The 13,156-nt window shown below is 35.1% G+C and carries 11 protein-coding genes; 2 read left to right on the plus strand and 9 right to left on the minus strand.

Annotation, left to right across the window (positions count from 1 at the left end; translation table 11 throughout):
• Positions 1-14: 14 nt before the first annotated feature.
• The 6 genes from hydE to WMO19_RS02165 all read right to left on the minus strand — a co-directional run bounded on the left by hydE (position 15) and on the right by WMO19_RS02165 (position 7,180).
• The gene (gene hydE, locus WMO19_RS02140; RefSeq protein ID WP_349170014.1) at positions 15-1,052 is read right to left on the minus strand and encodes a [FeFe] hydrogenase H-cluster radical SAM maturase HydE; all 1,038 of its coding nucleotides are present in this window, start codon (positions 1,050-1,052) and stop codon (positions 15-17) included.
• A 258-nt stretch (positions 1,053-1,310) separates the two neighbouring features.
• A complete protein-coding gene (locus tag WMO19_RS02145; RefSeq protein WP_349170015.1) occupies positions 1,311-2,855 on the minus strand; it encodes an S-layer homology domain-containing protein in 1,545 nt (514 codons plus the stop codon).
• A 349-nt stretch (positions 2,856-3,204) separates the two neighbouring features.
• The gene (locus WMO19_RS02150; protein WP_349170016.1) at positions 3,205-4,257 is read right to left on the minus strand and encodes an enoyl-CoA hydratase/isomerase family protein; all 1,053 of its coding nucleotides are present in this window, start codon (positions 4,255-4,257) and stop codon (positions 3,205-3,207) included.
• A gap of 97 nt (positions 4,258-4,354) precedes the next feature.
• Positions 4,355-5,344 carry a helix-turn-helix domain-containing protein gene (locus tag WMO19_RS02155; RefSeq protein WP_349170017.1) on the minus strand — a complete coding sequence of 330 codons (990 nt, stop codon included), beginning with the start codon at positions 5,342-5,344 and terminating at the stop codon, positions 4,355-4,357.
• 228 nt (positions 5,345-5,572) lie between these two features.
• Positions 5,573-6,199 (minus strand): AAA family ATPase, encoded by a 627-nt coding sequence (locus tag WMO19_RS02160; RefSeq protein WP_297392715.1) that lies wholly within the window; start codon positions 6,197-6,199, stop codon positions 5,573-5,575.
• 75 nt (positions 6,200-6,274) lie between these two features.
• Positions 6,275-7,180 (minus strand): DMT family transporter, encoded by a 906-nt coding sequence (locus WMO19_RS02165; protein WP_349170018.1) that lies wholly within the window; start codon positions 7,178-7,180, stop codon positions 6,275-6,277.
• Between the two features lie 188 nt (positions 7,181-7,368).
• On the opposite strand from WMO19_RS02165, the gene WMO19_RS02170 reads away from it, so the two are divergent.
• Positions 7,369-8,796 (plus strand): leucyl aminopeptidase, encoded by a 1,428-nt coding sequence (locus WMO19_RS02170; protein WP_349170019.1) that lies wholly within the window; start codon positions 7,369-7,371, stop codon positions 8,794-8,796.
• 145 nt (positions 8,797-8,941) lie between these two features.
• Here WMO19_RS02170 and WMO19_RS02175 read toward each other — a convergent pair whose 3' ends face one another.
• From WMO19_RS02175 to WMO19_RS02185, 3 genes are all read right to left on the minus strand, one after another.
• Complete coding sequence (locus WMO19_RS02175) at positions 8,942-10,945, minus strand: sodium-translocating pyrophosphatase (protein WP_349170020.1); 2,004 nt, start codon at positions 10,943-10,945, stop codon at positions 8,942-8,944.
• Between the two features lie 124 nt (positions 10,946-11,069).
• The gene (locus WMO19_RS02180) at positions 11,070-11,294 is read right to left on the minus strand and encodes a preprotein translocase subunit SecG (protein WP_070611808.1); all 225 of its coding nucleotides are present in this window, start codon (positions 11,292-11,294) and stop codon (positions 11,070-11,072) included.
• A gap of 100 nt (positions 11,295-11,394) precedes the next feature.
• Positions 11,395-11,985, minus strand: coding sequence for an HD domain-containing protein (locus tag WMO19_RS02185; protein ID WP_349170021.1), 591 nt, complete (start codon positions 11,983-11,985; stop codon positions 11,395-11,397).
• Between the two features lie 105 nt (positions 11,986-12,090).
• Between WMO19_RS02185 and gap the strand changes: the two genes are divergently transcribed.
• Positions 12,091-13,110: a type I glyceraldehyde-3-phosphate dehydrogenase gene (gene gap, locus WMO19_RS02190; RefSeq protein WP_349170022.1), complete on the plus strand. Its 1,020-nt coding sequence runs from the start codon at positions 12,091-12,093 to the stop codon at positions 13,108-13,110.
• The last annotated feature ends 46 nt before the right edge of the window (positions 13,111-13,156 follow it).

The raw sequence follows: 13,156 nt of genomic DNA on the forward strand, positions 1-13,156 counted from the left end.
CTATCCCTTAATCCTTACTTATAATCTCCTCTAGATTTGGAAATCTTATATCCAATTTTCTCTAGTTTTTTCTCTAGTCCCATAAAGTCGTCAGAGTTTTGAACTTCTGTACCGATTTTATTGTCGTAAAGCTTATAATTTTTTCTAAGTTTCTCTGCCCCAACATTGGGCATTAAAACATTGGCCCCTGCCAAAATTCCCTTTTCTCGTCCAAATTCGTCAATACTTCCCAGGGCAGTTGTTGATGGCAAGAGAAGTTTCTCGTCAGCAATCCTTACAATGGATAAAATTTTAAGAACATCTTCTAACTTGCCGCCTTCAAAGTCCCTGAAAGGAGTGTCATGTTGGGGTATGAAGGGTCCAATTCCCACCATCTGAGGTCTTAATTTTAAAATAAATTTTAAATCCTCATATAAATTTTCAATCCTTTGATAAGGTGAACCCACCATCATGCCACAACCTGTTTGAAAGCCCAAGTCCTTTAATTTTAGAATGGAATCAATCCTGTTTTCAAACTTCATAGAGCTTGGATGAAGCCTTTGGTAGTGAGACTTGGAATAGGTTTCATGCCGCAATAGGTACCTGTCAGCCCCCATATTTTTCAAGGCCTCAAAGTCCTGAAAATCTCTTTCACCAAGAGAAAGTGTTATGGCAACATCAGGAAACTTTTCTTTGATATGATAAATAATTTCTTTTAAGTAATCAAGGCTATAAAAGTCATCTTCGCCACCCTGCATGACAATGGTTTTTATCCCCAGGTCCACTGAGTGGCTGGCAAGGTCCAAGATTTCTTCCTTAGACAACCTAAGCCTCTTGGTATTTTTGTTGGCCAACCTAAGACCACAATAGTAACAATTGTTTTTGCAATAAGTGGAAATTTCTATTAGGCCCCTAATGTAAATCTCTCGGCCAAAGTTTTTTACTGCTAGGTCTCTTGCAAAGGCATATAAATCTTCGGCTTCAACTTTATCCAAATTCATTAGGTGGGAAAAATCTTCAAAGCTAATCTCCTTGGTATTATAAAATTTTTCACATATCTTTAAAGTTTTCAACGGCCATCTTCCATTCATCTTACCCGAAAATAATTTTTTAACTACAATTACAGTATTATATTATATCAAATTTTGTTCATTTTAAAAAACATAATGAAATAAAAAATTTTTGCACTTAAGAATATCAAAAGATGCAAATAGGATAAAGAATTTCCATTTTATAATTCTTTTTTAGCCTACAATATAAATTTATATAAAAAAATGGACACAGTAAAGACTGCATCCATTTTTGAGAAAATGAAGATAATTTAGTAATTTTTAATTCTTCTTAGCCAAGGAATTTAAAATTTCTTGATAATCATTTGCTGCCAAGAAAATTTGAACATAGGCCCAGTGATTTTCTTTGACATCAGTGAAACTATTAAAGTCCTTAATAATCTTTTCTAAATCTTTTTTGTTAATAGAACGACCATCATAGTGGTTTAAAATTGTAACGGCTTCTGCCCTAGTAATAACACCATCTGGTTTAAAACTTCCATCTGGATAGCCAACAATGTGTCCATTACCATAAACTTGATTGATTGCATCTTCAAATTTGTGACCCTTGATATCTGCAAAAGGAGCGGTCTTGTTGTTCTTCTTATCAATGCCAGCTATGGCTCTAGCAAATTCTGCCCTAGTTATTGGCTCATTAGGTCTAAAGTTGCCATTCTCGTCTGCGAACATCAAGTTGTTTTTAACCATAGCATTTATGGCTGCATTATACCATCCATTAGGTGTGTCTTTGAAGTTAGGCTTGTCCTTATTGTCTAAGTCTAATCCAGCCAAGACTCCTATCATAGAAGCTGCTTCAGCACGACTTATCTTTCCCTCAGGACGGAAACTCTTGTCACCGTAGCCAAAAATATAGGCTCCATGTTTTGATTTAGGTTTTTCATTTGGAGCATCTTCTATTGCGCTTTCAGTAACTTCTACCATGTCACCATTTTCAAAATAAGTTTTCTCTGCAAACTTAACTAATACAATAGGTTTAATATATTTTGCCTTGTCTGGCAATTTAGTTATTACAATTTCATAACCACCATCCACAGCCTTAACAGAGTAGTCCTCTCTTGGAAGCTCTTGTTTTTTGTATTTAGGTGTAGCTGTTGAAGTTATATCTACTTCCTTCGAAGGTTTCATAGCATTAAAATCATCTACAGTTACATAGTTAAGCTTGAAGAAGAATTTTTCATTTTCTCCAATCTTTCCTGCATCTTTTAAAGTAGATTTAATTCTTATTTTATTGTCCTTAAGGGCAACATATTTTTTATTGTTATGTGGGTTTAACTTATCCCTATCTCCAGAAACCTCAAAGTTAACAAGGGCTTTTTTAGTATAATCTCTAAATAAGCCAGATTTTTTACCATCAACTTTTTTAAATGGCATTGCTTCAATTTCTGCCACTTCTTCTTCACTTATTGAATTAGAATCTTTTGCTAATAATTCTTTTGCCCTAGCTATAGAGTTTTTAATTTGAGATTTTACTTGATTGTCACCATATTCTATTGCTTCATTATCAAGAACTTTATCGTCCATTGTATCTAAATAGACTTTCAATTCTTCCTTGGCCTTTTTAACCCTTGCTGCAAACTTCTCATTTGCATTTTGATCTTCGCCACCTGTACCTGGTCTTTGACTTTCTTCTCTTTCTTTATTGGTCTTGTCAGACTTTAAGGCTATTTGCGTATAATTTTTAACTGAACTTGCATAGGCTTGTCCTGGTACTGAACCTAGCATTAAAGAAAAGCCTAAAAGGCAAGAAACAAAACCTAGTGACAACTTACTCATTCCATTACAAGGTTTTTCATTTATTTTTTTCATTTTTCCTCCTTAAATAATAAGAGAAACGCGCTTACAAAAATTAGTAAAAATCTATAAGTTTTTCCTACTTATATAAGACAAAGAAGTTTGTAAATAAAAACTTTCTAGTATTTCTACATATACTTAAATCATAGTATTTGTCACTTGATTTTGTTTATTATTTTATCTTTCTTTTTTTAATAATCCTTCTTCATTAAAATATTTTTAATTTTATTGCGATTGGATAAATGTTTTTCTTTAATATATCCTCGCTTTATCTGTCTTTTTAGATATCCTTATCTTTTAATTTTAAAAGATACTACTTTAATTCAATGACTGTTTTAAAATAGTATCTTTTAAGAATATTTTTTTATTTTTCTACTTCTAATAATTTTTTTACTTCTTCCATATCTACATGGTCAAGTGAAGCTACTGACCACTTTGGCAAATAATCCTTATCTATTACCCTTGACCTAATGCCCTCTTTCATGTCTCCAGTTTTTACTGCATAGTTTAAAATTTTTAGGCCAAGGTCCACAGTTTCATGGTAGGTCAAATTTTTGCCATGGAAATATTTTTCAAATTGGACTGCAAGCATAAACTGTGACCTGGACTTTAAGTCATCATAGATTTCTCTTGCAAATTCATCTTCAAGATTTTCTTCTAAAGCCCTATAAATTTCTTCTAGGCTATCCTTATTAAAATATTTTTCGATTTTGTCAAAATTTTTATCTACAAAAGTTTCTTTTAAGGGCAAATTATATTTCTCGCCATAGATTTTTAATTTTTCAATTAATTCTTCTCCCTCATAAATTTCTGAAAACTCAAAAAGTTTTTCAATTATTTTTTCATAATCCTCTGAATTTATATAGACATTGGCAAAATCATATTTAATTAAATCTGAAACTTCGAGGCTTCTTCCAAGAAGGCCCACATAATGACCCAAGGCTCTTGGAAGTTTAGAGATAAATTTTCCCACACCAACATCTGGCACAAAGCCGAGACCAGTTTCTGGCATGGCCCAGTTTACAGAGTCATGGCAAATTATATAGTCGGAGTTTATGCTGAGGCCGAGACCGCCGCCCATGACTATGCCCCTCCAATTGCTTACTATTGGTTTTTTGTAGGAGGCAATATACTTATCTAGCTCAAATTCTGTGGCGAAAAACTCATCTTTTTCCTGGCAAGAGTCATTATTAATATAGTTGTTGTAAAGGTCCTTTAAATCTCCACCAGCACAAAAGGACTTTTCACTTAAGCTGTCAAATAAAACTGCCCTAATCTTATCATCATCTTCCCATTTTTCTAAAATCTCTCTAATTTTTATTATCATTTCAAAATTTAGGGCATTTAATTTTTCAGGTCTATTTAAATAAATCACGCCCAGCTTATTTATAACTTTTGAAATAATTAATTCCTTCATTTTATCACCATCTTTTCCTTATAAATATTTTATACCCAAAGAATAAAGAATAACAAAAAAAATAGATCTCAAAGGTGTGAAATCTATTTTCAAAATTTTATTTTTTAAAATTATTTTCCAAGAAAAATTTTAGAATTAAATAATATAAAACATAGGAGACGCCTGCCACTGGCCATATTATCCAAGACCTGTCCCAATTATTTGTGGCAAAGGAATATCCAAGATAAATTGCCACCATGAGAATCCAATAGGCACTTATAAGGGGATCAGCCTTCTTCTTAAGCTCCTTGCTTGCTCTAGTGAAGTCCTCCTCTTCCAAAAGTGCTTTTAAGGCACTCATAGGAATATTGGCTCTCAGCAAAAAATTTACTCCAAGGGCAACAAGTGCCAATAAAAAGGCCGTTGATATTGCCATAACCATGTCTTCAGCTGAAAAAATCATGCCAATAAAAAGTGGAAGGACTGAGGCAACTATAAGTAAGATGCCAATTATGTTGTTCTTGACAAAAGAATCGTGAAACTTTTCCATTCTATCCCTCGCCATGCCATCAACTCCATAATCAGTATCAATGGCTTCACTTTCTATAAATTCATATTTTTTTAAAAGCATTCCTTCCCTTACAAAAATTCCAACTGCAGCTATTATAAATAAAAATAATACTGTAAGAGAAACTCCATCAACTACATTTTCTGGAACAGATAAAAGTTTTTTTTCATAGGCTACTGATGAAATTACTAAAAATATTGGAGATATTATACAAAGAGAAACTCCAAGAGCAAGGTTTTTTGCTGAAATTTCCTTTAAGGCTAAATAATCACTTGCCATCTCCATGGAAACTTTTCTCGTCTTGCTTTCTTCATAGTCCTCATCTAAAAATTCTGGGTCTTCTATTTCATCCTTGATGAGATAATCTGTAGTCACGCCAAAAATTTTGCTGAGCTTTAAAATTTTATCCATGTCGGGAATGGATTGTGCCCCTTCGTACTTTGAAATAGATTGTCTGCTTACGCCAAGTTTTTCTGCAAGTTCTTCTTGTGACCAAGAATTTTTCTTTCTAAGATTTATAATTTTGTCTGCTAAAATCATAGCCTTACCTCCTTTTCTGAGTAAATTTTATAAAAATTTATGGTGGCAAGCCATAAATAGTGCTTGTCAATTTGTAAACTCATGGTTGCAAGTATGCTAATTTTCAAATTTTTAACTTTTACCTTTATTTTACAAAGTATTTTTCTATGAAATATATATTTTATTTAAAGATAGTGTAAATTTTTTATAAATTTTTCCAATAAAAAAATCCCGACTCTCGTCAGGATCTTATTTTTTATTTTGTGACATATCTACAATTAAATTTGCCACGCTTTCGAAGTCAAAGGCAGATGAATTTATTAAGAGGTCGTAATTTGCTCTGTCGCCCCAAACTTTTCCAGTGTTTCTGCCGTAATGGTTGGCTCTTCTGTTGTTTTCACGCTCAAGCTTTAGCTGGAGCTTGTCTTCTTTTACCTTGTAAGTATTTAAAATTCTCTCTTCCTTAAATTCTTGAGATGCATAAATAAATACAGATAACTTTGGGAAATCTTCCAAGACAAAGTCTCCGCACTTGCCAAAGATTATTGCCTTTTTATTTTTTGCAATTTCTCTTATAGTCCTTGAGTCCAAGAGAAAGGCTGCATCATTTGTTGCAATGTCCTCTTGGGAGTAGGAATAATTTTGCCTATATAAGTCGTAAATAGTTCCCTGCAAGAAGGAATCGTCTTTCTTTATCTCATCAGGTTTTACCTTTCCTTCAAGGCTCATGAGCTCAATTAACTTTTCGTCGTATAGTTCATAGTTTAATTTTTCGGCAACTTTTTTTGCAATTTCGTTAGCACCGCTGCCATACTCTCCGTCAATGGTAATTATCTTCTTACCAGCCTTTTGGAAAATTTTTTCAAATAGTGACATATCTTCACCTCTCAAAGATTGTATATCATAAATGTGAAATCTATTTTAATTAATATAAAATTCTTGTGAAAAATTTTAGCGTCCTTCCAGTTTTTTCTGCAAAAAAACTTCTATTGGCAGTTGGGCAATAAGTGTTGCCACAAAAATAATTATTCCACCAATAATTTCTCTCTCACTCATGCTTTGTGAAAGAATGAGCCAGCCAAAGACTGCTCCAAAAACTGATTCAAGGGAGGAGATCATAGAGGCAACAACTGGGTCCAGTTCCTTTAGTGCCATTAGCTGAATTGTAAATCCAACGCCTGATGACAAGATCCCCACATACAAAATAGGTAGGTAGGACTTTAAAATTGCACTCATATCTATTCCCTCAAAAATAAGAGCAGCTATTAGGGAGAAAAATCCACAAACTGCAAATTGAATTAAGGAAACTAAAACTGCATTAGTGTCCTTGGAAAACTCTGATAGCATTAAAATGTGAATAGCAAAAACAATTGAACCAAAAATTGTAATCAAATCGCCAATATTCATGCTAAGGCTTCCCTTTACTGACATGAGATAAGTTCCAATCATGGCAAGAACTATACACATTTGAAGTTTTTTATTTATTTTCTTTCCATAAAAGAGTCCAATTATTGGAATAAAAACTATATAAAGTGCAGTGAGAAAACTTGCCTTGCCTGCAGTTGTATAGACAAGACCAAATTGTTGAAAATTAATGCCAAAAGTAAAGACAAGTCCACAAAGAATTCCACCCCTTATGGTTCTTTTCATGTCAAATTTTTGCTCTCTATAGGTTTTTGATGTTTTATTAAAAAACACATAGGTTAGGTACAAAAATATTATAGCTACAACAGACCTTGCAGCTGTAAAAGTAAAGGGTCCTATGTGTTCCATGCCCTGGGCTTGTGCCACAAAGGCAAGTCCCCAAATTATTGATGTGATAAATAACATTATTGAAGCTTTTAATTCTTTACCCATTAAAACACCACCCAAAAAAACACCAATCCAGCGTTATCAACTAAATTGATGCTATTATTTTATAATTTAATAATATCATAATTTATCCCGAAAAAACAGTGATGTGTTAAGTATATTTTCCTCTTATCTTTAATTATTTAGATTAGACCTTTTGCAAATCTCATGTATAATTAAGGTAGAGGTGAAATATGATTAAATTTAATTTGTATAAAGAAGGGGGACTCAAAGTCCACTTTGTAAAAAAAGATGGGGAACTTCCAGAAGAGATTAAGGAATATCTTGAAAAGAAAAAATTTTCATATAAGTTTAAGGAATCTCTTTATCTTCCTAGTTTTCTTGAAGAATCAGAAATTTTTATGGGCCTAGGAGAAGATGAACTTGACCTAGAAGATGTGAGAAATCTTTTCTTTGAGCTTGGAAATATTTTAAGAGACAATGAAGAACATGAAGTTGAGATTAAAATGCCAGACCTTGGTATGTGCAACAGAAAAACTATTATGGCAGCCTACGAAGGTCTTCGCCAAGGTGAATATGAATTCACTAAAAAAACTGATGTTAAAGAAAAAAAGGCTGACTTTGAACTTACAGTGAACTACTCTGCCTTTAAGGGACCTGAAGAAAAACTTCGTGCCGGCCTAGATAAAATGGAAAATATTATGGATGGAGTTTTCCTTGCAAGAGACCTTGTAAATGAAAGGGCCAATATAATTTATCCAGAGAGCCTTGCTAATATTGCAGTAGAAAAATTAGAAAAGCTTGGCGTAAAGGTAAGGGTTTATGAAGAAGATGAAATCGAAAAAATTGGCATGAAGGCCTTTTTAAGAGTGGCAGCAGGCGCAAGTAACCGTCCAAGACTTATTGTAATGGAATATAAAAATGCTGAGGCAGAAAAAATTGCCCTAGTTGGCAAGGGACTAACTTACGATTCTGGTGGCTACAACATAAAAACACCTGCCGGCATGAACTATATGCACTGCGACATGGGTGGTGCAGGCACAGTTATTGGTACAATCTATGCCCTTGCAAAGAACAAGGCCAAGGTAAATGTTGTGGGAGTAGTTGCCGCTTGCGAAAATATGATTTCAGGCGCATCTTACAAGTCTGGCGATGTAATTGACTCCATGAAGGGGCTTACAATTGAAGTGGCAAACACTGACGCCGAAGGAAGAATTACCCTTGCCGATGCAGTCCACTATGCCACAAATGATCTTGGTGCAGAAAAAATAATTGACCTTGCTACGCTTACTGGCGCAGTTACAATTGCCCTTGGAGAAGTTTACACAGGTGCTGTTACAAATAACCAAGACTTCTACAAGGAAGTCCTTAAAGCTGGAAAATTATCTGGTGAAAAAATTTGGGTCTTCCCTTATGATGAGGACTACAAAAAATTAAACAAGTCAGAAGTTGCAGATATAAAGAACACTTCAGGTAGAGATGCAGGCTCTGTTACAGCAGGACTATTTGTTGGCGAATTTGTAAAAGAAGGCACGCCTTGGGTCCACCTAGACATAGCAGCAACAGCCTATAGAAATAAAAAATCAGGCTACCTTCCAAAGAATGCAACGGGAATTCATGTAAAGACATTAAACAACCTACTGGACCCAACAGATTGCTAAAATTTTACCACAACCACTGGCTAAGGCTAGTGGTTTTTTCAATTAAAAAACTCTGCCAGGTAAGGGTCCCGACAGAGTTTTTAAAAATTTAGTCTTGTTTGCAATAAAAAATCTGCTAGAGATTTCTCTCTAACAGATTTATTTTTTATAGGAAAACTCCGCCGTATGCAACAAATAGTGGTGCAAATACAAGGGATACAACAGTAATAAGTTTAATTAGAATATTAAGAGAAGGTCCTGATGTATCTTTGAATGGGTCACCAACAGTATCTCCAGTTACAGCTGCCTTGTGAGCTTCTGAACCCTTGCCACCGTGTGCTCCACCTTCAATGTATTTCTTTGCATTGTCCCAAGCTCCACCAGCGTTTGACATAAAGATTGCCATTAGTACGCCTGTTACAAGAGCTCCTGCTTGAAGTCCACCTAGGGCTTCTGTTCCAAGTAGTATTCCTACTAGTACTGGAACTATTACTGCTATAAGTCCTGGTATAATCATTTGCTTTAGGGCTGCTCCTGTTGAGATGTCTACACATCTTGCATAGTCAGGAGTTCCTGTGCCTTCCATGATGCCAGGTATTTCTTTAAATTGTCTTCTTACTTCGTCGATCATTTCTGATGCTGCATTACCTACTGCTGACATTGTTAGTGCAGAGAAGGCAAATGGTAGCATACCACCAACGAATGTTGCAGCTATAACTTCTGGCTTAGAAATATCAATTCCACTTAGTCCAGTTGCGTTGATATAAGAAACGAAAAGTGCAAGGGCAGTAAGTGCTGCTGATCCAATTGCAAATCCCTTTCCTATTGCTGCTGTTGTATTACCAACAGAGTCAAGTGAGTCTGTGATTTCACGAACGTCTTCTGGTAGGTCGCACATTTCTGCAATACCACCAGCGTTATCAGCGATTGGTCCGTAAGCATCTACGGCAATTGTCATACCAGTTGTTGAAAGCATACCAACAGCTGCTAGTGAAATTCCGTAAAGTCCAATAACTGGATCTGCGCTTCCGCCAGCTCCAAGGAAGGATGCTATAATTCCAATAGCGATAACAATAATTGGTCCAACTGTTGACATCATACCAACAGAAAGTCCAGCAATAATATTTGTAGAAGCTCCAGTTTGTGATTCTGCACCAATTCTCTTTACTGGTGCATAGTCATCAGCTGTGTAATATTCTGTGAATTTAGAAATAATTAGACCAACTGCAATACCAATAATTACTGGTGCAAAAGGTGCAAAGCTTCCGAAAATTACATTTGATAAAATAGCTGAAGCAACCATAGTAACAGCTGCTGCTACATATTCTCCTGCGTTAAGAGCCTTTTGTGGGTTCTTGTCTCCCTTTACAAAGAAAGCTGCTACAATTGATGCTAAAATACCAACTGTTGCAACAAGAAGACCAAATTTAACTCCATCTTCTCCATAAGCTACTACTCCAAGAGTGATAACTGATAGAAGAGCTCCTACATAAGATTCAAATAAGTCAGCGCCCATTCCAGCTACGTCCCCAACGTTATCTCCTACGTTATCAGCAATAACTGCAGGGTTTCTTGGGTCGTCTTCTGGGATACCAGCTTCAACCTTACCTACAAGGTCAGCTCCAACGTCGGCTGCCTTAGTGTAGATACCTCCACCTACTCTTGCGAAAAGTGCAATAGAAGATGCTCCAAGTGAAAATCCTGTAATAATTTCAGTTTGTCCATCTGTAAAGAAGTATGCGCAAGTAATACCAATGATTCCTAGACCAACAACGCACATTCCCATTACAACTCCACCTGAAAAGGCAACGTCAAGTGCTTTACCTAGTCCACCCTTCCATGCTGCATTAGTTGTTCTAACATTTGCCTTTGTGGCAACTTTCATACCAACATAACCAGCAGCTACTGAAAAGATAGCTCCAACAACGAAACAAATAGCAGTTGGAATTGATTTAAGTCCTACTGCCAAGATAATTGCAAGTACAATGACAAAAACAACAAGAGCCTTATATTCCCTTGTTAAAAATGCCATAGCTCCTTCTGAAATGTAAGAAGAAATTTCCTTCATTCTTTCATTTCCGGCATCTTGTTTTGACACAAAGCTTGCCTTGTAAAAAGCAAATAGTAGTGCCAAAACGCCGACTATAGGAGCTAAATATAAAGTATTCATTATAATCCTCCTTAAATTTTAATTGCAAGTATTTATAAAATGGCTGCTAATAAAAATACAATTGCAATAAAGACCACTACAGGAAGTAGAAAAAATATCATTTCTATTCCCTCCCTAATTTTAATTAAATTGCAGCTAAAATAATAAGTGCAAGTGCAAAAACGATGCTTGAAATCATTACAATTTTATTTTGGATGTCTTTTTTACTAGAACCTTTATGTGAGCCCCACATAGTAGTTTCTTCACCTTGAAGAGTTCCAAGACCAGCTTGATCTGATTCCATTTGTGCCACTACAGCTATTATAATAATGCTTGAAATAATAATTATAATAGATAATAAAGTTTGCAAACAACTACCTCCCTTAAATTTCTATAACATATAAATTCTAACACAGCAAGCCATTCTTATCAACGAATTTATACGATTTTTGACGATTTTTGGCAATTTTTTAAGAGCTTAGCTCATTTTTTAGAGAATTTTCAATTAAATCTTCCCTATCTTGCATTGCAAGAAGAGTTTTTTCTATTAATTCATCAAGTTCCCAGCCTAAATTTTCTGCTCCTTTTTTTATAACATCACGAGAACAGCCTTCAGCAAATTTTTTGTCCTTAAATTTTTTCTTCACACTTTTTAAATTCATGTCCTTGGTGCTCTTAGAGGGTCTCATAAGAGATGCAGCGTAGATTAAACCTGTAAGCTCATCTACTGCAAAAAGGACCTTCTCCATAAAAAGCTCTGGCTCAACGCTTGAACAAAGACCGTGACCGTGAGATAAAATTGCGTGGACTAGTTCATCACTTCCACCTGCTCCCTTTAAAATTTCTGGGGTATTTTTCAAATGCTCTTCAGGATATTTTTCATAATCAACATCGTGAAGGAGGCCTGCCATTTTCCAAAAGTCCACATTGTCCTTGTCAAATTCTTCTGCAAAATATCCCATTACACTTTCAAGAGTTAGGGCATGTCTTATGTGAAAGTCTTCCTTGTTGTATTCCTTTAAAAGTTTTAGGCCATCTTCTCTACTTATTCCACTATTCATATCGCCACTTCCTTTTTACCTATATTATCACAATAATTTTTGAATTTCACTTTTTTCTACTTGTGTTATAATGAATATAAGAATGCAATGATTACGGAGGTTTTTATGAAAAAAAATGTTGGCATAATGGGATTTGGAAGAATTGGCAGAGATGCTCTTAGAATTTGGGCTCTAAGAGATGATTGTAACTTCGAAGTTACTCATGTAGCCGTTAGAAACTTAGACAAAACTTTAAAGGAAAGAACTCACCTATTTAAATTTGATTCTATTTATAGAAGATTCCCTGGCGAAATTGAATTTACTGATGACGGAATGATTATCAATGGAAAGAAAGTTACTTTTGTTGAATCAAAAACTCCAGACCAAATGAATTGGAAGGAACTTGGCGTTGACATTGTTATTGACTCTTCAGGTGCCTTCAAAGATGAAGACAAGGCTAGAGGACATCTAACAAGTGGAGCAAAAAAAGTTGTCTTAACTTCTCCAGGCAAGGGCGACATGCTTACTGTTGTAATGGGAGTTAACGACGACAAGTATGATCCAGCTGCCCACGACATTATTTCCAACGCATCCTGTACTACAAACTGTCTTGCTCCAGTTACAAAAGTTATTTTAGAAAACTTTGGCATCAAGAAGGGACTTATGTCCACAGTTCACGCCTACACTAATGACCAAAATATTCACGATGGCGTTCACAAAAAGGACATGCGTCGTGCAAGAATGGGTGCTGAAAATATTATTCCTACTTCAACTGGTGCAGCTAAGGCTGTTGGAAAAGTTATTCCAGAAGTTGACGGAATTTTAACTGGCTTTGCCCTAAGAGTTCCTGTTCCAACTGGCTCTCTTGTTGATGTTACTTTTGAACTTGAAAAGGAAGCTACTGTTGAAGAAATCAATGCAGCAATGAAAAAGGCAGCTGAAAATGAATTAAAGGGCATCCTTGAATATTCTGAAGACGAACTTGTTTCATCTGACATCATAGGCAACACTCACTCTTCTATTTTCGATTCACTTCTTACAACAGTTAACGGAAAAATGGTTAAATTAATTTCTTGGTACGACAACGAATGGGGTTACACTGAAAGAGTTATTGATTTGACAGAAAAAATTGCAGAATCTCTATAATTTTTAAAAAGGCTTGCTGGAGCCAGCCTTTTATTTTAAAAGGAGC

The sequence above is a fragment of the Peptoniphilus hominis (ex Hitch et al. 2025) genome (assembly GCF_040096015.1).
GTDB lineage: Bacteria > Bacillota > Clostridia > Tissierellales > Peptoniphilaceae > Peptoniphilus_A > Peptoniphilus_A hominis.

Bases quoted from the DNA above. Each gene is read 5' to 3' on its own strand.
- WMO19_RS02145 (WP_349170015.1), bottom strand. From the start codon at position 2,855: ATGAAAAAAATAAATGAAAAACCTTGTAATGGAATGAGTAAGTTGTCA.
- WMO19_RS02150 (WP_349170016.1), bottom strand. From the start codon at position 4,257: ATGAAGGAATTAATTATTTCAAAAGTTATAAATAAGCTGGGCGTGATT.
- WMO19_RS02155 (WP_349170017.1), bottom strand. From the start codon at position 5,344: ATGATTTTAGCAGACAAAATTATAAATCTTAGAAAGAAAAATTCTTGG.
- WMO19_RS02160 (WP_297392715.1), bottom strand. From the start codon at position 6,199: ATGTCACTATTTGAAAAAATTTTCCAAAAGGCTGGTAAGAAGATAATT.
- WMO19_RS02165 (WP_349170018.1), bottom strand. From the start codon at position 7,180: ATGGGTAAAGAATTAAAAGCTTCAATAATGTTATTTATCACATCAATA.
- WMO19_RS02170 (WP_349170019.1), top strand. From the start codon at position 7,369: ATGATTAAATTTAATTTGTATAAAGAAGGGGGACTCAAAGTCCACTTT.
- WMO19_RS02175 (WP_349170020.1), bottom strand. From the start codon at position 10,945: ATGAATACTTTATATTTAGCTCCTATAGTCGGCGTTTTGGCACTACTA.
- WMO19_RS02185 (WP_349170021.1), bottom strand. From the start codon at position 11,985: ATGAATAGTGGAATAAGTAGAGAAGATGGCCTAAAACTTTTAAAGGAA.
- gap (WP_349170022.1), top strand. From the start codon at position 12,091: ATGAAAAAAAATGTTGGCATAATGGGATTTGGAAGAATTGGCAGAGAT.